Genomic DNA, 22,739 nt, shown 5'->3' with positions numbered 1-22,739 from the left:
AACTAACTATTATGAAAGAAATTAACATTAAAGCTGTCGCTATCACATTTGCGGTTGCGCTCATTATCTGGTTTATTCCCGCTCCGGAAGGCGTTGCTGAAAATGCGTGGCATCTGTTCGCAATTTTTGCAGCTACCATTTTAGGCATTATTCTTAAAGCCGCTCCAATGGGAACCATGTGTATGATGGCTATTGGATTTACTGCTTTGACACAGGTTGTCGCTCCGGGAGATGCCGGAAAATCAATCACAAAAGCACTTTCAGGTTTTGGAGACAAAGTAATATGGCTGATTGGTATTTCATTCTTTATCGCAAGAGGGTTTATTAAAACAGGCTTAGGAAACAGAATCGCTTTTTTATTCATCAGAGTTTTCGGAAAAAGTTCTTTGGGTTTAGCGTACGGATTGGGTTTGGCAGATGTTTGTTTAGCTCCTGCAATTCCTAGTAATACTGCAAGAGGTGGCGGAATTATTTATCCCATTATGAAATCGATGGCGATAAGTTTTGATTCGGTTCCTGAAAAGCCTGAAACGCACAGAAAGTTAGGTTCTTATTTAACGTTGAATAGTTATTATATGAATCTCATCGCTTCTTCCATGTTTTTGACAGGAACTGCAAGTAACCCGATGTGTCAGAAATTTGCAGCTAATTTAGGAATCAATATCACTTGGATGTCATGGGCTGCTGCAGGTTTCGTTCCTGGATTGGTCGCATTCTTTGTCGTTCCTTTGGTTTTATACAAATTATATCCGCCTGAATTAAAGAAAACAGGCGATGCTCCAAAAATGGCAGCTCAAAAATTAAAAGAAATGGGACCAATTTCTAAAAATGAATGGTTGATGTTATTGGCATTTTTCATTTTATTAGGTCTCTGGATTTTTGGTGGAGCTTTATCCATTGATGCTACAACAACAGCTTTTATAGGTTTGACATTACTTTTATTAACATCAGTATTGACCTGGGAAGATGTAAAATCCGAAAAAGGAGCCTGGGACACGATTGTCTGGTTTGCCGTTCTGGTGATGATGGCAAGTTCTCTTAATGAATTAGGATTTATCGGTTGGTTCAGTGATTTGATTAAATTAAAAATCGGAGGAATGACTTGGACAGTTGCTTTTCCGGTAATTATTCTCGTCTATTTCTTTAGTCATTATATTTTTGCGAGTGCAACCGCTCATGTTGCTGCAATGTATGCCGCTTTATTAAGTGTTGGTATTGCAGTAGGGATTCCTCCTATGTTATTGGCTATGATGCTTGGTTTTTTAGGGTCAATTTATGGTGTATTGACCCATTACGGTCACGGTCCGGCTCCTGTATTTTTCGGAAGCGGATATGTTGATCTGAAATCTTGGTGGCTTCGAGGTCTCGAAATAGGAATTATTTTGTTGATTATCTACATGGGAGTCGGCGGACTTTGGATGAAAATATTAGGATATTATTAAAAGTTTGGGGCTGGAAGATGAAAGCGAGATGTTTAAGAAATAATTAATATGCGCTAATACAACCTCCATCCTCCCTTTTCAAGCATCCATCGTCATTAACAAAAAAAATGAAAAAAATATGCTGTCTACATTATCAAGAAAAATACTGATGTGTCTTACAGGGCTTTTCCTGAGTTTCTTTCTTTTGATTCACTTCTTGGGAAATCTTCAGCTGTTTTTACCACAAGAGCAGGCGCACCTTCAGTTTAATGCTTACTCACATTTTCTTTCGGGAAATATTGTCATTAAAATAGTTTCTTATGTGTTGTATGCAAGTATCATCCTTCATGCTTTGGATGGATTGATTATTACTTTAAAAAATAAAAAATCGGGCGGAAATTACCAATCTGACCGACGCGGAAGAGCCAGTAAATGGTATTCCAGAAATATGGGAATTTTAGGAACATTGCTATTAATTTTCCTTGTCATTCACTTTCAGAATTTCTGGTATGTCTACAAATTCGGAAATCTGCCTTTGGATAAGAATGGAAATAAAGATTTGTATATTCTTGTCGTGAATGTCTTTAAAGAATGGTGGTATGTCATTATTTATATCCTTTCAATGATTGCTTTATGTTATCACCTGATTCAAGGAATTTACAGTGCAATCAGAACCCTGGGATTATTTCATCCGAAATATGTAAAATGGTTCAAAGTTGCCGGAATTGCTTATTCAATCATTATCAGTGTCGGATTTGCTTTGATGCCAATTTATGTATTTTTCACTTACCGTTAAATTGAAATATTATGATTTTAGATTCAAAAATACCGGAAGGACCATTAGAAAAAAAATGGGAAAACTATAAAAAAACGGCCAAGCTCGTCAATCCGGCTAACCGAAAAAAACTGGATGTTATTGTTGTCGGAACAGGATTAGCAGGAAGTTCTATTGCTGCTTCTTTAGGTGAAATGGGATATAATGTAAAATCGTTTTGCTTCCAGGATAGTCCAAGAAGAGCACATTCCGTTGCTGCACAAGGAGGAGTCAATGCTGCCAAAAACTATAAAAATGATGGCGACAGTGTTTACAGAATGTTTGTTGATACTTTAAAAGGTGGGGATTTCAGAGCGCGTGAAGCCAATGTTTACCGAATGGCAGAATGTTCTTTAAGTCTTATCGACCAAGCCGTTGCGCAAGGTGTTCCTTTCGGGAGAGAATATAGCGGTTACTTGAACAACCGTTCTTTCGGAGGTGTTCAGGTGAGCCGAACATTTTATGCAAGAGGACAAACCGGACAACAGTTGCTTTTAGGAGCTTATCAGGCTTTAATGCGACAGGTCGGCAAGAAAAGTGTTGAATTATTTTCAAGACACGAAATGCTTGATTTGGTTGTTATAAATGGAAAAGCAAGCGGAATTATCGTTAGAAATTTAGACACCGGAGAAATTGAAAGACATGCTGCACACGCAGTTGTTTTGGCAACGGGCGGCTATGGGAAAATTTATTATCTATCGACTTTGGCGATGGGTTGCAACGGCTCTGCAATTTGGCGGGCGCATAAAAAAGGTGCGTTAATGGCTTCACCAAGCTGGATTCAGGTACACCCTACTTCTTTGCCACAGTCCGGAGATTATCAGTCGAAATTAACCTTAATGTCTGAATCTTTAAGAAATGACGGCAGAATCTGGGTTCCTCTAAAAGAAAATGAAACCAGAAAAGGCAATGACATTCCCGAAAGCGAAAGAGATTACTATCTAGAAAGAAGATATCCTGCTTTTGGAAATTTAGCACCAAGAGATATCTCTTCAAGAGCTGCCAAGGAAAGAATTGATGCAGGCTTTGGAATCGGACCGTTGAAAAATGCGGTGTATCTTGATTTTTCTAAAGCCATAAAAGAGCAGGGAAAAGAAAAAATCCAGGAAAAATACGGGAACTTATTCGATATGTACCTTAAAATAACAGGTTACAATGCTTACGAAGAACCAATGATGATTTCTCCTTCCGCACATTTTTCGATGGGCGGACTTTGGGTAGATTATGAATTAATGACCACCATTCCGGGATTATTTGCATTGGGAGAAGCTAATTTTGCAGATCACGGAGCCAATCGACTGGGAGCCAATTCGTTACTTCAGGCTTCTGTTGATGGATATTTCATTGCTCCTTACACGATTGCCAATTATTTATCTCAAGAAATTCATACCGGAAAAATTTCAACAGAAAATATTGAATTTGAAAAAGCTGAAAATCATGTGAAGCAACAAATTGAAAGTTTTATCAGCATTAATGGAACAAAAACCGTTGATCATTTTCATAAAACCTTAGGTAAACTGCTCTACGATTATTGTGGTTTAGCAAGAAATGAAGAAGGTTTAAAATTCGCTATTGAAGAAATCCAAAAATTAAAACAGGAATTTTACAAAGACGTAAAAGTTTCAGGACAAGGTGATACAATGAATAGCGAGCTCGAAAAAGCTGGTCGTGTTGCTGATTATTTTGAAATCGGTGAACTGATGTGCTACGATGCTCTAACTCGAAACGAATCTTGCGGGGCTCATTTCAGGGAAGAATATCAAACTTCAGATGGAGAAGCTTTAAGAAATGATTCTGAATTTCAATTCATTTCAGCCTGGGCTTGGAAAGGTGAAAACAATGAACCCGAACTCATTAAAGAACCCTTGGTTTTCGAAGAAATACAGCCAACCGTAAGAAGTTATAAATAAAACACAGAAATTATGAATTTGCACCTTAAAATATGGAGACAGAAAGATCATCAGAGTGAAGGGAAACTGGTCAATTATGATTTAAAAGAACTGAATCCTCATATGTCTTTCCTTGAAATGCTTGATACCTTAAATGAAAAATTAATCGTTGAAGGAGACGAACCCGTAGAATTTGACCACGATTGCCGTGAAGGAATCTGCGGGCAATGCGGAATGATGATCAATGGTTTGGCTCACGGACCTTTAAAAAACACCACAACCTGTCAGCTTCATTTACGTTCCTTTAAAGATGGAGAAACTGTTTTGATTGAACCTTTCCGAGCTGAAGCTTTTCCGGTAAAAAAAGATTTAAAAGTAGATCGTTCTGCATTCGATAGGGTTATTTCTTCTGGTGGATTTGTGTCAATTAATACCGGTCAAGCTCCCGATGCAACGGCAATTACTGTGACTCACCAAACTGCAGAAGAAGCGTTTGATTCTGCGGCTTGTATTGGTTGCGGAGCTTGTGTGGCAACCTGTAAAAATGCAAGTGCCGCTTTATTTACTTCAGCAAAAATCACGCATATGGTTTTGCTTCCTCAGGGAAAAGAAGAACGAAGCGAAAGAGTTTTAAATATGGTCAAACAAATGGATGCTGAACACTTCGGCCACTGCTCCAACACTGAAGCTTGTGAAGTAGAATGTCCACAAGGAATTTCTGTTTTAAATATTGCCAGAATGAATTACGAATACAGCAGAGCATTGTTTTTTAGGAAGAAATAGAACCGTTTAAAACAATTATATTTTAATCAAATATTTTATTCTGAGAATTAAAAGAAGTTCAAAAACAATCCACAAAACCACCAAATGGATTACGGAACTGAGATTATCAGAAAGCGAACCTCCGGATTGTACAATCGAAATATAAGTTTTGAGAAACGGAGAAGTTGGCAACGCATCGGATAAAATCTGAACAAATCTTGGCAACGCTTGATAAGGCATAGAATATCCTGTGATCAAAAAGATGGGATACGATGAAAATACTAACACCTGAAAAGCAAAAAGTTTAGTTTTAAAGAAGCTGCCAATCAAAATTCCAAAAACAATAATTGTTGCAATAAATAATGCCGAAATGACAGCAAGATCTAAATAGTTTCCTCTAATTTCAACATCAAAAACTGAAAAATTCACTACCGAAAAGAAGAATCCGAAAATCATAAACACAATGAAGTAAAGCAAACTTTTCCCAAAAATCATTTTAGAAATGCTCTGCTTTGAAACCTGATAAAGATTCAACAATTTATTCTCTTCTCTTTCCGAAGTAAATGCTGCTGCAACACCTATCAAAAGAGTCTGTTGTAAAATAATCGCCAATAAACCGGGCAAAAGAAACGAACCATAGGTCATACTGGAATTGTACAACGGACGATAATCCATATTAATCGGATTGGTCATTTTCATAGACTCATCCTCTCCCATTCCCTGTTTGTTAAAATACGTTTTTCTGACGCCGGCTCCAACGGTAAGACAAACTTTTGTAGCAGTACTCAACAAATCGCTCGAAGGTAAAAATCTTGAGGCATTAAGAACTAAATTCACATTTGCCTGTTTCTGCGAAAAAATATTCTTTTCAAAACCTGACTGAATATAAAAATAACCTTGAACTTCTCCTCGAAACATCTTTTCCTGAGCTTCAGAAATATTTGAACTTGGTACAATTTCTATCATCGGAGTCGAGTTTAATTGTTGGGTCAATGTTCTGGAAATCGCAGTTCCGTCGTTATCAATCAATGCTAGTTTTACTTTTTCTTCACCTTTATTCAGATAAATACTTCCGTACATAAACGCATAAAAAATCGGCGCCAAAAGTAAAATCAGAAACAGACTCGAATCTTTTGAAACGTTTCTAAGTTCTCTTTTCAATATTTGCAAAACTTCTTTCATGCCCGATTTTCTTTAAGATATTGATTGATTTTCTTCTGAAAAAGCAGAATACTCAAAGGAAACGTAACTCCAATAAAAACCAATAGTTTGACGATTTCCGGAGTTGCATAAGATAACGGAAGTTCCATAAAGTAAAGCTTTATGAATCCGTCTAAAAAGTGAGTATAAGGCATTATATCCGCATAAAACTGGTCGTACCAAGGCATTGCCCATCGCGGAAATGTAAAACCGCTGAAAACAAACGCAGGCGATGTGAAAAACAAAGCAACATCCGTCACAAAAAGAAGATTATTGGAAATTGCAGAAAGCATAATTCCAATTCCTATACACGCCAAAGACATCAATGTATAAATCAGGAAAAAATTAAAATCGGTTTGTGGTTTCCCCAATTCATAAACAGGAAAAACAACGTAAGCGACCAACACAAAAAGAATCCACGAAATACAAAGATGAGCGAGCATTTTTCCAATCACAATCTGCGAAGATGATGTCGAAATCTGTAAAAGTTCATCAATGGTGTTTCGTTTAAATTCCAGATTTAAAATTAAAACCGCTGCAACAATCAGCGCCATTTGAAGTCCAACAGTTATTAACCCCGGTGTAAGATACATTTGATAGTTAAAATCAGGATTGTATAATGTTGTCGTATTGAGTTTGATAGGCTGTACCAAAGTGTTTGCTTTCTCAGCGGGCATTCCTTGCTTTTCAGCTTTCTGAAGAACAACAGCAAGACCGCCTTTGATAATAACTTCAGCCGCACCTTTATAAATCATTTTTGCAGGAACCAGATAAGCACCGTTGGTGTAAAGCGTGATATTGGATTGATGATTTTTCTTAGCATCCGATTCCAGGTTTTTTGGAAAATGTACGGCTCCGAAAATCTTTCCTTCCTGCATTAACTTCTCAATTTCCGCATTACTGTAAACCGTTTGAGTAAACTGAATAAATTCATTGTGTTCCATCATATCGGTCAACGTTCGAGAAACAGAAGATTGATCTTCGTCCCAAACTGCCATCGGAAGCTCTTTCGCAAATTGTTTCTGATAAATAAATCCGTAAAAAAGAAAAATAATAGGTGGAATAACTAACAAAACCACATAAAAATTAGGAATCGAAAAAATTCGTTTCCATTCACGTATCATGATTTGGCTGATGGTTTTCAATTGTTTTAATTTTTCTGAATTAAAAGAATACTTTTTAATCAAAAACCAGCTGTGCAGTCATTCCTGATCGAAGCCCTTTTATTGAATTCATATTTTCCGGTTTTACTTTTATCTGAAAAGTTCTTAGTTCAAATTCGCCATTTTGTTTTTCAGGAACCCAGTCTGCATAACCTAAAGCCGGAGCTAGTTCTACAACAGTACCTTTTATTTCTTCCGGCAAACAACCCGGGATTTTCATTTTTACTATACTTCCTTTATCAATTTTGGTCATTTGATTTTGGCGGAGATTAAATTTCACAAAAAAAGAATTGTCTTTCTGAATTGTCATCATCGGATAACCTGCATTTACCATTTCGCCTTTATTAGAAATCATTGTAGAAATTTTTCCAGAAGCGGGTGCTTTTATTGATGCGTTATCTTTTATTTCCTGAGCAAGTTGATCGGCACCTTTTGCCTGATTTAGAATAGCTTGAGCCGAATTTTTAAGTTCCTGATTATTTCCACGTTGTAGAAGTTGAACATTCAGATTTGCTGTTTCCAGTTCTTTTTGTGCTGCTTTATATTTAAAATAAATAACATCTCTTTCCTGACCTGAAATTACACCTTCTGAATAGAGATTCTGAAAACGGGTGTAGGTTTTATTCATCAAATCCATCTGCTGTTTAGCGATCTGCTGTAGATTTTCTGCAGACTTTAAAACTTCAGGTTCTACTCCACGATTGATTTTATCCAATTGATTTTGGGCAACCGTTACAGCTTCTGAAACCTGAGCCTGAATTGTTTCGATTTCAGAAGTTTTCATTTGAGCTACCACTTCTCCTTCTTTTACATTGTCTCCTTCTTTTACCAATAATTCAATCACTCTTCCCGGCAAAGAAGCAGAAACATCTACAAATTCGGCATCTACCATTCCTATCACCGTTTCTTTGTTGTTTTCGGAGGATTTATTTTGGAGAAGGTAAATCAGAGCAATAACCAGTACAATAATTGGAATGAAAACCGCCCAGTAATTTTTTATAAAGTTTTTCATTTTGTTATCAGTTTAAGGGATGTAGTTGGTAATATTTTCGACGTTTCCGGTAATGTAAAAATAAGTCGCAATCACCGTTTGATAGGCAACTAAAGAAGTATAATATAGTTTTTCGGCTTCGTACTGAAGTTGCAAAGCATCGTTCACATCTTTTACAGAAGACAAACTGTTTTCCATTCTTTTCCTTACCATTTCAGTCGTGGTATACGTCTGTTTTCTTGCAGCATCGAATGTTTCGTTCTGCTCTTTAAAGCTTATTAATTTATTCTCAGAAATTTTGGTCGCCAAATTCACCGATTTTTGCTTTTGATTGATTAAAAGATCGGCTTCTTTTATTAAAGATTGTGAAGCCAGGTTTCTGGATTTTCTTTCAGGGTCAAAAAGCGTCCATTGCATTTCTATCCCAACCAACCAGGGCGGAGTAATCAACGGAAGATCATTTCTGAAAAACTGATAATTACCAATCGCAAAAATATTGGGTCTTGAAAGCGATTTTGTAATATTGTGAGTAGTTTCGGCTTCTTTCTTTTTGCTTAATAATAGTTTTAAGTCTGCATTTTGTTCTGACGAAGAAAAATTAGGAACATCAACATTTTCATTCAACTCTTCGCTGATTTCCAGTGGCTCATCAAGAGAAACTCCCATCAAGTCTTTCAATGTTAACAGTGCATTTTCTTTTTCTAGCTTAAGGTTTTTAAGATTAGTTTCACCCTGAAGTTTTGTAATGTTTGACCAGTTTTTCAGATAAGGTGGAATAATTTCTGCTTTTAAAAGGCTTTGTGCATATTTTTCATTATTTTCAAGTGATTCTACAATCTTTTCTTGCTTTTTAATCATCGAATTCAGATACATCACCTGAATGTAATTTAAAGAAATATTATAAGCTGTAAGATCCTGAGAAGACTCCAGATTTGCTTTCCCGCTTTCTACCTGTTGTTTTGAAAGCTCTTTTGTGGCATTTAATTTTCCACCTAAATAAATGGGTTGACGCAATAAAATTCCGGCTAAAAAATAACTTTGCTTTGTAATTGCAGGATTATAGTTGGGATAAACTGCACTGATAATGTCTTTCGAAGTCTGATAAATCACATCCTGAACCTGTTGTGAAAGCTGGTTTCCCGTAATCTGTTGATACGCTGCATTGGCAGAATACACACTCTGATTTGCTGAACCTTCTACAATTCCGTCTTTTACCTGTTGGAGATTTACTTTGATAGGTTCTCCGATATAATTATAACCCCCAAGAAAATCTACTTTCGGAAGACTGTTGTTTTTGTTGGATTGCAGAAGCTTTTCCCGGGTTTCCAAAGATTGCTCCGCCAGTTTTATAATGACATTATTTTGTTTTCCTTTTTCTATACATTGTTTCAATGTATATTGCTGACAAAGCATTTTGGAAAAAAAAATCAGAAGTGAAGCAAGTAGAATTTTCCTGAATTTCATAATTTTAAAATTTTCCGTGAAAAAAACCTCAAATAATTAATAATCAAATTTCTATAAATGAAAATAATAAAAATAAAAACCCAATTGATATCATTAAATTTTATGAATTTTCATTTCTTTAAAGATAATTAAAAATCATCAGAATATAAATAATAATTACATTTTGATATGATATTCATAATTTAAAAATAGTACAATGTACTTGAATGTATCAAGTCTAATTTTAATAGACTTTTTAGAATATATAGAAGATTATATGTTCAAAATTAATTACGTTATCATTTTATTTATAAGAAAAATTTTAAATACAACTACAGAATTTTTGATTGATTTGTTTATACCAAAGTATAACTCAGATGTCATTTAATATTTTCAAAATATTCTCTATATCTAATATTAAATAGTTGAATAGAATTCTATCAAGTTCACCTATAGCCAAACGGCGCCACTTGTCTTCAAGTGGCGCCGTTTTTATTCTTATCAAAAATAAATTAGATTTATAGAGATAATTTTTAAAAATTTAGAATCTCATAATCTTTAAAGTATGTAAAACCAAATAAATGGTTGACAAGGAATTTTACAGAGTTGGAATGTCATAGAGATCTACAAAATAATTGATGAAGATAAAAGATTGAAAATACATTTCTTTGAACCGAGAATAAATGAATATATTTTTAAATTAATATTTGATTAAGTGCACTTTTATAACACCCTAAAATAAATTCAGTATAATATAACTGCGAATCTAATGCCTGAGTCTTATTAGGAAGCTCTATGCGTTTTGAAAGAACGATCTCGCCTTTGTAACTAAATGAGCAGAATGAATACACTTTAAATCCCGAATTTCTTACCGACGCAGCATATCCCGTAGAAGCAATTCCCCAATCTGTTGCAAATGATTCAGCAACCTTTACAGCCATTGTATCGGCCATTTTCTGGGTTTCAAAGCCATTTTCTTCAACTTCAATCCTGTTGATATTTAAAAAATTAACTTTTTCAGGTACTGTAAAAGTTGTTATTCCTCCTTTGTAAAACAGCTTCGCATTAGGCATCTGGGAAAAAGCCAGCTGTATTAATCCCGAAGTTATGCTTTCTGCTATAGATACTTTTTCATTCATTGTAATGAGTGAAGTACTGATATAATCAAGTAAACTTTGCTGAAATTTCATTGCATCTAATATTTAATGTTAATCTAAAAAGCTTTTTACACTGCTGAATCAATGTTCAGATAACGTCATAATCATTCATTGTTGTTACAAAATAATGCTCAATCATTTCCTTTGCATTTTCGCACATTGAAAAAAGATCTTTTTTGGTCATCTCTTCAAAAATAAAATCATCATGAACCTCAATAATGAATTCAGTCACTTTTTCGGTGTTCATCAGATCATAGGTCATTAAATCATTTAAATTATCTAATCTGCATTCTTCCTTAAAAAAAGGAAGCTTCCGGGAAATGGAATTCTTAAACTGAAAAAGCTGTATCGTTTTCATTACTTCTGGTTTTAGGATAATAAGATAAGTCTGTTTTATAGGTGAAAATTTTGTTTACTCATTCATATTCAAACAGATTTCTTTTTATGGATTCAGTTGAAATTTATTGCACATTTATGGTTAAAAAGGACAGAAACCATAGGTTCCTATCCTTAAATAATTAAAACCTTCTGAAAAAAGATTACCATTTCACAGAGATTTTAATATACTCATTATTAAAGTTGAGAATCCTTAAATCTATTTATTTATCATGGTATATATTCGCTTTTTCAGTCTTTATTTACTATTACAGTGTTTGCAAAAACCGGAAAACAACATTGTTGTATGATGAATATTTCCAATACTCACTATATTTTCCTTCTTAAATTGCACATAAACTGTAGTGGATCCGATAAATCCCTGATTATTACACTACAAAGATGGCCGTTTCGGTATAGACTAAGCTACATATATCCGGGATAATCTTACATATATCCCACCTTTTATAGGTCTTCCAGATTTCCAAGACGTCTTTGTTTTAACTGCTTATAAAATGAGGGGGAAAGCCCTGTGATCTTTTTAAACTGGTTGGAGAGATGGGCCACACTGCTGTAATTAAGTTTATAAGAGATTTCTGTAAGATTGAGCTCATCATACAACAGCAATTCTTTTACCTTTTCTACTTTATTGATAATGATAAAATGCTGCAGCGTCATTCCTTTCACTTCCGAAAAAGTATTCGCAAGATAGGTATAATCATATCCTAATTTTTCACTTATATAATCTGAGAAATTTTCTTTTGGAAGTTCATCTGAATAATGAATCATTTCTATGACTACGTTCTTTATTTTTTCTATCAGAATACTTTTTTTATCGTCTAATACCTCAAGTCCTGTTTTAAGTAAATTTTCTTTCAGAATTTGTCTTTGTTCGACGGTGATATCGTCCAATAATTCTACAGTACCCAAATCGACAACAGCATTTTTAATACCCAAGACTTCCAGTTCCTGATGGACAACCATTTTGCAGCGCAAACTTACCATATATTTTATATACAACTTCATCTCCTTACTGTTTATACCGCCAATTATTTCATTAACAGCTATTTACCCAAAGTTAGTCTATTAAACCCGAAATATCTATGATTTATACAACAAATTAAAATACTATTACAAAGCTTTCCTTTTTTAATGAATGAAATTTACAGTTAACAAAAAATATTTCAAAATGTCAAAAGAAAAAGACGGAAAAAAGAAATCAGGTAAAACTCCACCCGCAAAATCAGCAAAAGAGAAGCGGGAAGATAAGATGAATAAACGAAGAGATCGGGAAAACGAAGCCCAAAATACAGGTAACTAAATGGTATCCCTGAAAAAAGACGGAATTATACTCAGAAAAACAGCATTAGACTTTGAGAGTGAGGGTGTTTTAAATCCTGCAGTCATTCAGGATGACGGAAAAATACATTTATTTTACAGAGCCCTTGCCAAGAATAATTTCTCCAGTATCGGGTACTGTATATTATCAGATTATAAGACTATAGAAACCCGGCTGAGCAATCCGGTGATCATTCCCGAGTTTGAATATGAAAAACATGGGGCTGAAGATCCAAGGATCGTAAAAATCGATCATCTATTTTATCTTACTTATACCAGTTATGACGGGATTAATGCACTGGGAGCCCTTGCCGTATCAGAGGATCTTATATCATGGAAAAAATTGGGCATAATTGTTCCCAAAATTCCGTACAACAAGTTTAGATTTTTATCAGAATCTCAAGGTGAAATAGGAGAAAAGTACAGACGTTTCAACAAACTCCCGCCTACTCATAAAAAGGATAAAGAGGTCTTTCTATGGGATAAAAATGTGATATTTTTCCCAAGAAGAATTAATGGTAAGCTGTATTTTCTTCATCGCATAAGACCTGATATCCAAATTGCAGGTATAGAAAATATGGAAGATCTGAATCCTGATTTCTGGAAAGATTATTTCCTTCACTTTAAAGAACATATTGTATTATCTCCCCAATATGAGCATGAAGTAAGCTATATTGGCGGAGGATGTCCTCCAATAGAAACCGAACATGGATGGCTTTTGATATACCATGGCGTACATGATACCATCGATGGATATGTTTACAGCGCATGTGCTGCTTTACTGGATCTTGACAATCCTGAAAAAGAAATTTCAAGACTTCCTTATCCTCTTTTTAAACCCGAAGAAGAATGGGAACAGAAAGGAGAAGTGAACAATGTCTGCTTCCCTACAGGAGCTATCGTAGAAGAAGATATACTCCATATTTATTATGGAGCTGCAGATAAAAGAATTGCTGTTGCTTCTTTAAGTATCCGTGAATTACTGAAAGAATTACTACAGTACAAATTATAATAGACTGTTCCATACAGAATGTCAGACTTCAAAACAGATATCAATATGAATAAAAATATAAACTCAGACGTGGAGGAAAAGACAAAAAGACAATCTGTCCAAAATAACAAAAGCACAATTAATTATAAACCTGAAATTATCTTTATAAGTACTTTTCCTCCTAAGGTGTGTGGTATTGCAACGTATTGTCATGATTTGATACAATCCCTTAAGTTAAAATTCAGAGATTCATTTAGCATCATTATCTGCCCAATGGAAACTGAAGATGAAAGCTTTCAATATGAAGAAAATCCAGAATATCGCTTAAATACATCTGATGCAATTTCTTATTTGGAGCTGGCTGATAAAATCAACAAAAATGACAATATTCAAATGGTTATGCTTCAGCATGAGTTCGGATTTTTCACTGAAGCTAAAAACGGATTACTGCTTTTTCTTCAAAATATAGAAAAAGATATTATCATTACTTTTCACACCGTTTTGCCAAAACCGGATCGGGAATTAAAAGAAAAGGTAAAAGAAATAAGCCGTTTGGTAAAATCTATTATTGTGATGACTGGTATTTCTGCGGATATTCTGGTCAATGATTATGATATTTCATCTGATAAAATTACAATGATACCCCACGGTACCCATTTATTGCCATTTATCGATAAAATTTCACTGAAAGCGAAATACGGATTTAAAGATAAAAAAGTTCTTTCAACATTTGGTTTGCTGGGCTCGGGGAAAAATATTGAAACTACCTTAGAAGCTCTGCCTGAAATTATTTCCGAAAATCCGGATGTCATGTTTCTGATTATTGGAAAGACGCATCCCGGTATCATTAAATATGAAGGTGAAAAGTACCGTGTTTTTTTGCATGATACTGTTAAGAGACTCCATCTGGAAAAGCATACTTACTTTATCAACAAATACCTGCCATTGGATGAGTTATTAGACTATCTTCAATTGACCAATATCTATCTTTTCACTTCAAAAGACAGAAACCAGGCAGTAAGCGGCACCTTCTCTTATGCTATCAGTTGTGGGTGTCCTATCGTTTCCACTCCTATTCCCCATGCCTTGGAAATATTAAATGAAGATCTGGGAATCATTATTGATTTTGAAGCTCCTAAACAGCTCGCTGCTGCCGTGAATAGACTACTTGAAAATGAAATCGTACAGGAAAAATTACGATCAAATAGTTTGGAAAAAATGGCTCCCACGGCTTGGGAGAATTCATCTATTTCACACGCCCTATTATTTCAACAATTCAGCAAAGATAAAATGACATTACATTATACATTCCCCATGATCAATCTAAGCCATATCAAAAATATGACAACAGATTTCGGGATGATCCAGTTTTCTAAAATCAACAAACCTGATATAGATTCCGGGTATACTTTGGACGATAATGCCCGTGCTATGATTGTAGCCTGCAGACATTATGAACTGAACAGAGATGAATCTGACCTTGATTTAATCTCAACGTACCTGGAGCTTATTAAGTTTTGCCAACAGCCGGATGGAAGTTTCCTCAATTATATAAACCAACACAAGGAATTTGCAAAGCAGAATTATGAGACCAATCTTGAAGATTCCAATGGAAGGGCTATCTGGGCACTGGGATATCTTCTTTCAATAAAAACAATCTTACCACAACAGTTTTCGGATGAAGCAGACTCTATCATTGAAAAAAGTCTTTCATCTATTGAGAGCATTCATTCTACCCGAGCAATGGCTTTTATCATAAAGGGCTTGCATTATCAAAACTCTGAAAGCAATATTCCATTATTGAAAAAACTGGCCAATCGGCTGGTAAAAATGTATCAGCATGAAAAACATAAAGACTGGCATTGGTTTGAAAGCTACCTGACTTATGGAAACAGTGTACTCCCTGAAGCTCTATTGTGTGCATGGATCACAACCCAAGACGAAATGTATAAACAGGTTGCCAATGAATCATTCAAGTTTTTGCTTTCTAAAATATTTATTAAAGGAGGCATCAAAGTAATATCCAACAAAGGATGGCTGCAGAAAGAAACGGTTAAAAGTACAGAATCAATTGGTGGTGAACAGCCTATTGATGTTGCTTATACCATACTAACCTTATCTACATTTTACAAAGTCTTTAAGGATGAAAAATATTCGCAGATGATGGTAAATGCTTTCAGTTGGTTTTTAGGAAAAAATCATTTGCATCAGATTATTTATAACCCTGCAACAGGTGGATGTTATGACGGGCTTGAAGAGAAAAATGTGAATCTCAATCAGGGAGCGGAATCAACAGTAAGCTATCTCATGGCAAGGCTTTGTTTTTCAAAATAACCGCCATTAATTACCGCTATATTTAGATATTGATATACAGTCGTTTATGGAACTATCGTAATAAAAAGGTAAATTAAAAAAATAGCGATCAATACAATTCCCTGCATGATGTTGGTTCTGCCTGTTGCCAGTGAAACGGTGATTATAAAAAGCGATAGCCCTAAAAGTATTGTTGATTTGATATCTATTCCCAGGGTCATTCTTATACCGGTTATTACAGATATAATGGCAATCGCCGGAATACTCAGTCCGATACTTGCCAAAGCTGAACCAAAAGCCAGATTTAATGAGGTTTGAATTTCATCACTTTTTGCTGCTCTAAATGCAGCAAGTCCTTCCGGAAGGAGAACAATACCTGCAATAATGATACCTACAAGCGACCTTGGAGCTCCAACCGAAACAACGATATGTTCTACATCCTTTGAAAGAAGCTTTGCCAGAAAAACGACTATTCCCAGGGATAATATTAACAATATACAGCTTATATACAGTTGTTTCCGGGAAATCATTTCATTATTACTTTGTACAGACAGATTCTTGGATATTTTATTTTGTGGAGAAATGAAAAAACTTCGGTGTCTAAACGTTTGGATCATGGTAAATCCGAGATAAAGTCCTAAAGAAATCAAGGCGATAAAAAGCAGTTGGAAGGATGTATATTCGCCTCCAAGATGACTTACCGTATAATTGGGCAGAATAAGCACAAAAATAATAACAGAGGTAAGCGTAATCAGTGCCGTACTCACACCCTGTAGTGTAAAGCTTTGTTCTCTATATCTTAAGGAACCTATCACAATACAGCTACCAATGATTCCGGTAAGGATTATCATCACTGCAGCAAAAACCGTATCTCTGGCAAGTGTAATGGTTTCTAAACCTTTTGCTCCCATCATGATGGAAATAATAAGTCCTACTTCTATAACCGTGATGGCAAATGCCAGAAGTAAAGTTCCGAATGGCTCTCCTAAACGATGGGCAATGACTTCGGAATGATACACTGAAGCCAAAACACTTCCTATCAAAAATAAAGTAAGAATCACAGAGTAATACCCTGAAGAAAAAACAGAGTTTCCTGCATAAGAGAGCCACGCCAGGATAGGAACCAAAAACGTCCACATCCATAAATATTTTTTTATATTCATAAAAAACCTTAATAAATTACAATTGAATTGTCCTTTGGAGGAAATCAAGAGCTTTATATTTTCCTTTTCAAAACAGTTTTATTGATGATTTGAAACAGGCTAGAGATAAAAATACCGGAAATATTAAATAATGAAAAGAAGAGAATATGACAGGAACTGAGAGTCCGGATCATCAGTTCAATATAGTTATTCAGCAAGGTACGAATAATCAATCACTTATTTAGAATTATACAGTTGTATTTTAAATTTGTAATTATTTCCTAAAGCTCAATAACTTTCGTTACTTCGTCGCAATCACCAACTTTTCCTGCTGATGAACACCCTATCTCAGATATTCAAAACAATCTGTAATTTTTGTAAAAGTGTGATATCTGCAACATAAAAGAAACAATCTATAATGCAATAGATTATTAAACACCCAACTTTGTATTGTAGCAATGAAGCTACACTAAAATCCTCCTTATGGACACAAACCACAATAAAAGCGAAAAATCTTTTAAAATTCCAGGAGACTGGAAGGAACAGTCAAAACAACTGAAAGAAAAATTCTCAACATTAACGGATCATGATCTGAAATTTGAAGCAGGTAAAGAAAAGGAAATGCTTGAAAGAATCGGAAACAGATTAAGAAAAAACCGTGAAGAAGTTCTCAATATTATCAAAGAAATCAATCTTTCATAAATTGTTTTCAAGAACAGCTAAAACTTATGATAAAGATATATTTATCAAGGCTTAACTGTAAAAAGGGATGGGATATAGAAAGTTCTGTCCCTTTTATTTACAATAGATTCTAATCTTTCATATTTAAACAAACTATGATGAATCATCAAGAACTTGATAAATCAAAAGTATATCATATCCATCAAATTATAGAATACATAACGAATTCTGTAATCAGTAGGACGATACTGGAAAAACCGACAGGCAATATCAGTGTTTTATCGTTTGATGAAAAAGAGGGATTGTCTAAAAAAACTTCTCCTTTTGACATTCTTGTACAAATTATTGACGGTAAAACAGAAATCATTATAGACGGAGATTCTTATTTTATGGAAGAAGGTGAATTCATCATCATTCCTGCCCACAAATCTCATTCTATAAAAGGAAATAAACGCTTTAAGATGATAATAACGATAATAAAAAGCGGCTATGAATAATGTAAATATCATATCGATTTTAACAAAAAAGATATTAAAAAAAACCGTTGAAATTCAAAAAGAATTTCCTGAACTGTATAAACTTCTAGATGAAACTCCACTCTTTTTTTCTGCGAAAGAGAAAAATATCACGAGCAAAGATTTAAGACAATATCTTATTTCTCTTAAAATACAGCAAAAATCCTTTGAAAAAGGGATCATTAATAAAAAAGATTTACAATAAAACTCTGATGAAAAAATTAACTAAGCATCCAAAAAGCAAATTGGGACTCAGAAATAAAAAAAATATTTCAAGAAGAGCCTATTATTCACAGTTTGTTGCTTTATTCTATATTAGAAACGCCAATATCACCCTGGAAAGGGATGCAAAGGAAATTCTTAGAATGCTAAAAGAATTACAGAAACTTAACAACAGATCAAGATTGGTATTTAGTACATACTGTAGACTAAGCCAACATAATCTGTGGCAGTCTGTTTTAGAAGACCTGAGCGAAAATATAAAATATGTCAGAATACAGTTTGAATATATACTGGAAACTATTATCAAGAAATATAAAATCAATACACCTATATTCTGGCAGCAAAACAAAACCTATACAGATGAATTGGAAAAAAGCCACAAAAAACTCATTCAGTTAGCTACCCAGATTTTACCAGAAGAAGAAAGATTATCATTGAAGGTAAATATTTGTAACTTTTATGATGAAATTTTTTCTTTACTCGCTCCACTTATCGGAATGTGCAGGATTGAATTGGACTTTATACAAAAATCTTCGCCTAAAATCTTTAACCAAACTGCTATGGATATCATTAAAGATATTCCGGAAAACTACACATTACAGGAAGCAAAGGAATATGAACAAGAATACTTAAAAATATTAGCCAGCTACAGTCATGAATTCTACAGGAAAAATAATTTCTGGAACAACTTACTATATATATTTTCAGGCGGTATGTATCCACTACGATCAGAATATACCTCATCCAAAAGATGGATCAACAGAAAAATGAAAGAAAAGCATTCTTAAGTACACCGTTGTAACCCGCTGCAAGCATTGATTTTGTACTGCATAAATGGGCATATTACGAAAAAGGTTCAGTTAGTAATGCTGGCAATCAGAAGCTATTTTAGCATGAACAATCTTCAAAAGTATTACCGCATCCTATTAAGTTTATTTCAAATTCAATTCACAAATACATCACGAATCTGCTACCAAAGATCGATTCTTCGATATTCGGGTTTTTGTCCTTCAAAATAAAAGGTATTTCTGACTTCGATCCACAGAAAATATTTACAGATTACAATGTCAACTACAATGTCCTCATCAAATATAAAAATGGTTTCATAAGTAAAAAGACCTAATGAGAATTCCCTATAAGACCATGCATAACCGTCAGATTTTTTTAAAGGTTTTGCAAAAACTTTCGCTATATCTTCTTTTGATTTATAGAGATATTGATCAATCAGGTTTTTCAGTCTCAGCATCTGTTTATCCATGCCATAAATTTTTAAAAAATGCACAAGTAGATAAAGATACTGATAATTTAATCATCTTTTTTTGATTAATGTTTAAAAAGATTTAAGTTAATCTAAAATCTTTTTTTCAATTTATTTAAATTTTAAAAATATTATTAATACCACACCATCTTTTCAGAGAAAATTTTTATTCTATATTTGATCAAAGATTTATTATTGCAGTCACCCAAAATATACACGACAAGTTCAGGATTGATACACATCAATCATACTATAATTCATAGCATTTTTAAAATAAATTATACTCTGCACCTATCGGAAATTGCAGAGCCAATTGTTGTAAATGTTGATCAGATTGCTTTTGTAAGTCATAATACAAAAGGATTTGTAACGCTCTTTTTGGCAAACAGTTATGAAATTTCGATCAATACCGATTTCGAAAAGATTGAAGAGGTCGTTAAAGCCGCAAAAGATCGGAGAAATATTGAAATTTTATAGAATTCATAAATGGTTATTCGTGTTTGATAATTTTTGAATTACAAGATTAATGCTTAAAGTTAACATCTTGTTTGATATTGTGAAAGATTTCACTGCATTAAAATATTAATTTTATTAATAAAAACACATCAATACAATCTTTTTAACTCTTATGTGATAAAATGGAATTATTTTTGCTATTGAAATCAATTAAATTGTTGGCATTCCCAACCTAAAAACTGATATAATGAAGAATAAGAAAATCCTAGTTTGCGATGATGATCAGGGAATACTCGATGTTTTGGAGATCATGCTGGAAATGCAGGAATTCACTGCCATTACTGAGATCGACAGCACGAAGGTTATTACCAGAATATGTGAAAATAAACCAGATCTGATATTATTAGATTTATGGATGCCTCTTCTTTCCGGCGAACAGATATTAAGATCAATCAGATCTATTGAAGAGATTAAAGATATACCTGTCATTGTTTTTTCAGCGAGCGTAGAGGGTGATGACATTGCATTTGAAGCCGGTGCAGACTCTTTCATCGCCAAACCTTTTGATATGAACGAAATTGTTTCTAAAATAAACCTGCTTTTAGACAAATCTTCTCAAAGAAAAACGTTAGCGTAATTATAAATCACAGTAGGCTTATGGTACAAAACATAAACTAATATAAGAAAACCTTAATTTTATTGATGATATCGTCTAAGTTGAATGGCTTGGCAACAAAATCATTCGCTCCCGCATCTTCGGCGATATCTGAGCCGTCAACACTTGCAGACAATACAATAACGGGCAGTTTTTTTATAGATTCAGTATTTCGAATTGTTTTAAGAACCTGATCTCCGGACAGCAAAGGCATCCACAGATCCAGAAGAAGCAGATCGGGCTTATGAACCTCAATCTTTTTGAGCAGATTTGTACTGTTAATTTCTGTAATAACATTAAACCCCTCCGCATCAAGAAGTATTTCTAATACATCGACAATACCCTGATCGTCATCACAAACCATAATTGTTTTCATGCTCATTTTATTTACTTATTGAGTATTGGAAGTGTAAAACTAAATGTAGAACCCTCGCCTATTTCACTTTCTACCCACAAAGTTCCGTTGTGGTTTGCAATAATCTCGTGCGAAATATATAAACCAATTCCTAAACCTGGAAATTTTTTCTGAATATCTCTAACCCTGAAAAAACGTTCAAAAATTTTACTTTTATCCTGCGCACTGATTCCCATTCCGTAATCACGAACAGAAACTTTAACAAAATTTCCTACTTTACTAATGTAGACATCTACTTTATCTGAACCAGGAGAATATTTAATGGCATTTGAGATTAGATTATTCAGTACCTGCGAAATCTGTAGTTCGTCTCCCATAATCGCCACTCCGGTTTTACCATTTAAAGTTATGGTATGATTAGGTGCAGCTAAAGAAAGATTATCTATCGTTTCAGCGATTGCAGAATCTATATCAAATTCCTCTTTATGCAGTTCTATATTTCCTGATTGTATTTTGGAAGTATCCAAAAGATCAGATATTAAATCATTAAGCCGATCTACATACATAGCAACCTTATCTAAGGTGTTTTCAAACTTATCACTACTGTCAGGCGGAACCATACGCTGCAATATCTGAATGAGACCTTTTATCGTAGTTAATGGTGTCTTGAGTTCGTGACTTGCAATAGACAGAAAATCATCTTTTCTTCTATCGGTTTCCTTTTTTTCAGTAATATCTTCAATCGCAATGAGTATTCTGTCCTTATACTGTCCTTCAAATTCGATGCGATATGCATTAAGAAGCATCACCTTTTTTCCGATATGTGGGAAAACGTGTTCAACTTCATAATCAATGACAGGATTATTGGTTGGAAGTATCTTTGTAAGAAGCTCTTTTAATGTTTCAATATTCCACTGATGATTTCCCAATTCAAATAAAAGCTTGCCCACAGTTTCTTCCTTTGAAACCTTGAAAGAATTCAGGAAATGATTGTTTGCACTGAGGACAATATAGTTCGTATCCAACACCAACAAGCTTTCTCTTACTGTCTGAATAATACTTGAAAGGAAGGCTTCACTTTCTACCAGTTCTTTAGTTCTTTCCAGTATTTTCTTTTCGATGGACGATTTTTCTTCTCTTAATTCGTGTTCTGACTTTTTCCTATCAGTAATATCGTTTTGTACACCTATAAAATTTGTGATTTCACCTTTTTCATTTTTCACCGGTGATATATACAGTTCATTCCAGAATAATTTACCGTTTTTTTTATAATTTCTGATTTCAACACGACAGTCTTTTCCTTGCTCGATACAGCTTTTAATCAAAAACCTTTCATCCTGTGAACGATCCTGAGCCTGTAAAAAGCGACAATTGTGACCTATAATCTGGTCATGACTGTAGCCTGTTATTTTTTCAAATGCTTTATTACAATAGATGATTGGATTATCCCGTTGGGTATTATCGGTTATGATAATTCCTGAATTTGCGGAATCCAATGCCTGGATATATATGTTTAATAAATCGCTCATAATTGTTTTTCACGCTTAAAATAAGATTTAATTACATTCTATCATTCCTGGGATATTAATAGACCTGTA

The 22,739-nt window shown here is 34.2% G+C and carries 24 protein-coding genes; 13 read left to right on the top strand and 11 right to left on the bottom strand.

Going from position 1 to position 22,739, the window contains the following annotated elements; translation table 11 throughout:
- Positions 1–11 precede the first annotated feature (11 nt).
- From BM371_RS01255 to BM371_RS01240, 4 genes are all read left to right on the top strand, one after another.
- Positions 12–1,442 carry an anion permease gene (locus tag BM371_RS01255; protein ID WP_034674881.1) on the top strand — a complete coding sequence of 477 codons (1,431 nt, stop codon included), beginning with the start codon at positions 12–14 and terminating at the stop codon, positions 1,440–1,442.
- Positions 1,443–1,560: 118 nt separating this feature from the next.
- Entirely contained in the window at positions 1,561–2,217 is a 657-nt protein-coding gene (locus BM371_RS01250) for a succinate dehydrogenase cytochrome b subunit (protein WP_034674878.1), read from the top strand.
- Positions 2,218–2,228: 11 nt separating this feature from the next.
- Positions 2,229–4,145: a fumarate reductase/succinate dehydrogenase flavoprotein subunit gene (locus tag BM371_RS01245; protein WP_034674875.1), complete on the top strand. Its 1,917-nt coding sequence runs from the start codon at positions 2,229–2,231 to the stop codon at positions 4,143–4,145.
- A gap of 12 nt (positions 4,146–4,157) precedes the next feature.
- A complete protein-coding gene (locus BM371_RS01240; protein WP_034674872.1) occupies positions 4,158–4,907 on the top strand; it encodes a succinate dehydrogenase/fumarate reductase iron-sulfur subunit in 750 nt (249 codons plus the stop codon).
- Between the two features lie 15 nt (positions 4,908–4,922).
- Here BM371_RS01240 and BM371_RS01235 read toward each other — a convergent pair whose 3' ends face one another.
- From BM371_RS01235 to BM371_RS01205, 7 genes are all read right to left on the bottom strand, one after another.
- Positions 4,923–6,068, bottom strand: coding sequence for an ABC transporter permease (locus BM371_RS01235; RefSeq protein WP_034674870.1), 1,146 nt, complete (start codon positions 6,066–6,068; stop codon positions 4,923–4,925).
- The gene (locus BM371_RS01230; protein WP_228376720.1) at positions 6,065–7,231 is read right to left on the bottom strand and encodes an ABC transporter permease; all 1,167 of its coding nucleotides are present in this window, start codon (positions 7,229–7,231) and stop codon (positions 6,065–6,067) included. Before BM371_RS01230 ends, BM371_RS01235 begins: the two co-directional genes overlap by 4 nt.
- A gap of 34 nt (positions 7,232–7,265) precedes the next feature.
- On the bottom strand, positions 7,266–8,261 hold the full coding sequence (locus BM371_RS01225) for an HlyD family secretion protein (RefSeq protein ID WP_034674867.1): 996 nt from the start codon (positions 8,259–8,261) through the stop codon (positions 7,266–7,268).
- A 12-nt stretch (positions 8,262–8,273) separates the two neighbouring features.
- Positions 8,274–9,704 (bottom strand): TolC family protein, encoded by a 1,431-nt coding sequence (locus BM371_RS01220; RefSeq protein ID WP_051882691.1) that lies wholly within the window; start codon positions 9,702–9,704, stop codon positions 8,274–8,276.
- A gap of 674 nt (positions 9,705–10,378) precedes the next feature.
- Positions 10,379–10,873 (bottom strand): CinA family protein, encoded by a 495-nt coding sequence (locus BM371_RS01215; protein ID WP_034674865.1) that lies wholly within the window; start codon positions 10,871–10,873, stop codon positions 10,379–10,381.
- A 55-nt stretch (positions 10,874–10,928) separates the two neighbouring features.
- A complete protein-coding gene (locus tag BM371_RS01210) occupies positions 10,929–11,198 on the bottom strand; it encodes a hypothetical protein (RefSeq protein ID WP_034674864.1) in 270 nt (89 codons plus the stop codon).
- Between the two features lie 482 nt (positions 11,199–11,680).
- Positions 11,681–12,241 (bottom strand): helix-turn-helix domain-containing protein, encoded by a 561-nt coding sequence (locus BM371_RS01205; RefSeq protein WP_074958522.1) that lies wholly within the window; start codon positions 12,239–12,241, stop codon positions 11,681–11,683.
- A 163-nt stretch (positions 12,242–12,404) separates the two neighbouring features.
- On the opposite strand from BM371_RS01205, the gene BM371_RS20865 reads away from it, so the two are divergent.
- From BM371_RS20865 to BM371_RS01195, 3 genes are read left to right on the top strand one after another with little or no spacing between them, the layout of a single operon-like run.
- Positions 12,405–12,536, top strand: coding sequence for a hypothetical protein (locus BM371_RS20865; protein WP_262486408.1), 132 nt, complete (start codon positions 12,405–12,407; stop codon positions 12,534–12,536).
- The gene (locus BM371_RS01200; RefSeq protein WP_034674860.1) at positions 12,537–13,565 is read left to right on the top strand and encodes a glycoside hydrolase family 130 protein; all 1,029 of its coding nucleotides are present in this window, start codon (positions 12,537–12,539) and stop codon (positions 13,563–13,565) included.
- Between the two features lie 45 nt (positions 13,566–13,610).
- Positions 13,611–15,878 (top strand): glycosyltransferase, encoded by a 2,268-nt coding sequence (locus BM371_RS01195; protein ID WP_228376719.1) that lies wholly within the window; start codon positions 13,611–13,613, stop codon positions 15,876–15,878.
- 44 nt (positions 15,879–15,922) lie between these two features.
- Here BM371_RS01195 and BM371_RS01190 read toward each other — a convergent pair whose 3' ends face one another.
- Complete coding sequence (locus BM371_RS01190) at positions 15,923–17,020, bottom strand: calcium:cation antiporter (protein ID WP_034674858.1); 1,098 nt, start codon at positions 17,018–17,020, stop codon at positions 15,923–15,925.
- 462 nt (positions 17,021–17,482) lie between these two features.
- Here BM371_RS01190 and BM371_RS01185 point away from each other — a divergent pair, with 462 nt between their 5' ends.
- The 4 genes from BM371_RS01185 to BM371_RS01170 all read left to right on the top strand — a co-directional run bounded on the left by BM371_RS01185 (position 17,483) and on the right by BM371_RS01170 (position 19,205).
- Positions 17,483–17,701 (top strand): hypothetical protein, encoded by a 219-nt coding sequence (locus tag BM371_RS01185; protein WP_034674855.1) that lies wholly within the window; start codon positions 17,483–17,485, stop codon positions 17,699–17,701.
- Positions 17,702–17,835: 134 nt separating this feature from the next.
- Positions 17,836–18,177, top strand: coding sequence for a cupin domain-containing protein (locus BM371_RS01180; protein ID WP_228423567.1), 342 nt, complete (start codon positions 17,836–17,838; stop codon positions 18,175–18,177).
- Positions 18,170–18,400, top strand: coding sequence for a hypothetical protein (locus tag BM371_RS01175; RefSeq protein ID WP_034674853.1), 231 nt, complete (start codon positions 18,170–18,172; stop codon positions 18,398–18,400). The genes BM371_RS01180 and BM371_RS01175 overlap by 8 nt, the downstream gene beginning before the upstream one ends.
- Positions 18,401–18,407: 7 nt before the next feature.
- Complete coding sequence (locus BM371_RS01170; RefSeq protein WP_034674850.1) at positions 18,408–19,205, top strand: hypothetical protein; 798 nt, start codon at positions 18,408–18,410, stop codon at positions 19,203–19,205.
- Positions 19,206–19,387: 182 nt separating this feature from the next.
- On the opposite strand, the gene BM371_RS01165 is transcribed toward BM371_RS01170, so the two are convergent.
- On the bottom strand, positions 19,388–19,675 hold the full coding sequence (locus BM371_RS01165) for a hypothetical protein (RefSeq protein WP_034674849.1): 288 nt from the start codon (positions 19,673–19,675) through the stop codon (positions 19,388–19,390).
- Between the two features lie 177 nt (positions 19,676–19,852).
- Here BM371_RS01165 and BM371_RS01160 point away from each other — a divergent pair, with 177 nt between their 5' ends.
- Positions 19,853–20,152 (top strand): hypothetical protein, encoded by a 300-nt coding sequence (locus BM371_RS01160; RefSeq protein ID WP_034674846.1) that lies wholly within the window; start codon positions 19,853–19,855, stop codon positions 20,150–20,152.
- Positions 20,153–20,378: 226 nt separating this feature from the next.
- A complete protein-coding gene (locus tag BM371_RS01155; protein WP_034674843.1) occupies positions 20,379–20,768 on the top strand; it encodes a response regulator transcription factor in 390 nt (129 codons plus the stop codon).
- A gap of 37 nt (positions 20,769–20,805) precedes the next feature.
- Here BM371_RS01155 and BM371_RS01150 read toward each other — a convergent pair whose 3' ends face one another.
- Entirely contained in the window at positions 20,806–21,162 is a 357-nt protein-coding gene (locus BM371_RS01150) for a response regulator transcription factor (protein ID WP_051882687.1), read from the bottom strand.
- 11 nt (positions 21,163–21,173) lie between these two features.
- Entirely contained in the window at positions 21,174–22,670 is a 1,497-nt protein-coding gene (locus BM371_RS01145) for a PAS domain-containing sensor histidine kinase (RefSeq protein WP_034674838.1), read from the bottom strand.
- Positions 22,671–22,739: the final 69 nt, after the last annotated feature.

It is taken from the genome of Chryseobacterium formosense (genome assembly GCF_900116415.1).
GTDB classification, from domain to species: Bacteria; Bacteroidota; Bacteroidia; order Flavobacteriales; family Weeksellaceae; genus Chryseobacterium; species Chryseobacterium formosense.
The sequence above is the reverse complement of the archived record's forward strand: the minus strand, read 5'-3'. Positions and strand labels throughout refer to the sequence as shown.

Bases quoted from the DNA above. Each gene is read 5' to 3' on its own strand.
- BM371_RS01225 (WP_034674867.1), bottom strand. From the start codon at position 8,261: ATGAAAAACTTTATAAAAAATTACTGGGCGGTTTTCATTCCAATTATT.
- BM371_RS01185 (WP_034674855.1), top strand. From the start codon at position 17,483: ATGGACACAAACCACAATAAAAGCGAAAAATCTTTTAAAATTCCAGGA.
- BM371_RS01205 (WP_074958522.1), bottom strand. From the start codon at position 12,241: ATGAAGTTGTATATAAAATATATGGTAAGTTTGCGCTGCAAAATGGTT.
- BM371_RS01170 (WP_034674850.1), top strand. From the start codon at position 18,408: ATGAAAAAATTAACTAAGCATCCAAAAAGCAAATTGGGACTCAGAAAT.
- BM371_RS01255 (WP_034674881.1), top strand. From the start codon at position 12: ATGAAAGAAATTAACATTAAAGCTGTCGCTATCACATTTGCGGTTGCG.
- BM371_RS01200 (WP_034674860.1), top strand. From the start codon at position 12,537: ATGGTATCCCTGAAAAAAGACGGAATTATACTCAGAAAAACAGCATTA.
- BM371_RS01155 (WP_034674843.1), top strand. From the start codon at position 20,379: ATGAAGAATAAGAAAATCCTAGTTTGCGATGATGATCAGGGAATACTC.
- BM371_RS01165 (WP_034674849.1), bottom strand. From the start codon at position 19,675: ATGGATAAACAGATGCTGAGACTGAAAAACCTGATTGATCAATATCTC.
- BM371_RS01245 (WP_034674875.1), top strand. From the start codon at position 2,229: ATGATTTTAGATTCAAAAATACCGGAAGGACCATTAGAAAAAAAATGG.
- BM371_RS01210 (WP_034674864.1), bottom strand. From the start codon at position 11,198: ATGAAAACGATACAGCTTTTTCAGTTTAAGAATTCCATTTCCCGGAAG.
- BM371_RS01240 (WP_034674872.1), top strand. From the start codon at position 4,158: ATGAATTTGCACCTTAAAATATGGAGACAGAAAGATCATCAGAGTGAA.
- BM371_RS01235 (WP_034674870.1), bottom strand. From the start codon at position 6,068: ATGAAAGAAGTTTTGCAAATATTGAAAAGAGAACTTAGAAACGTTTCA.
- BM371_RS01250 (WP_034674878.1), top strand. From the start codon at position 1,561: ATGCTGTCTACATTATCAAGAAAAATACTGATGTGTCTTACAGGGCTT.
- BM371_RS01215 (WP_034674865.1), bottom strand. From the start codon at position 10,873: ATGAAATTTCAGCAAAGTTTACTTGATTATATCAGTACTTCACTCATT.
- BM371_RS01175 (WP_034674853.1), top strand. From the start codon at position 18,170: ATGAATAATGTAAATATCATATCGATTTTAACAAAAAAGATATTAAAA.
- BM371_RS01195 (WP_228376719.1), top strand. From the start codon at position 13,611: ATGAATAAAAATATAAACTCAGACGTGGAGGAAAAGACAAAAAGACAA.
- BM371_RS01190 (WP_034674858.1), bottom strand. From the start codon at position 17,020: ATGAATATAAAAAAATATTTATGGATGTGGACGTTTTTGGTTCCTATC.
- BM371_RS01150 (WP_051882687.1), bottom strand. From the start codon at position 21,162: ATGAAAACAATTATGGTTTGTGATGACGATCAGGGTATTGTCGATGTA.
- BM371_RS01220 (WP_051882691.1), bottom strand. From the start codon at position 9,704: ATGAAATTCAGGAAAATTCTACTTGCTTCACTTCTGATTTTTTTTTCC.
- BM371_RS01145 (WP_034674838.1), bottom strand. From the start codon at position 22,670: ATGAGCGATTTATTAAACATATATATCCAGGCATTGGATTCCGCAAAT.
- BM371_RS01180 (WP_228423567.1), top strand. From the start codon at position 17,836: ATGATGAATCATCAAGAACTTGATAAATCAAAAGTATATCATATCCAT.
- BM371_RS20865 (WP_262486408.1), top strand. From the start codon at position 12,405: ATGTCAAAAGAAAAAGACGGAAAAAAGAAATCAGGTAAAACTCCACCC.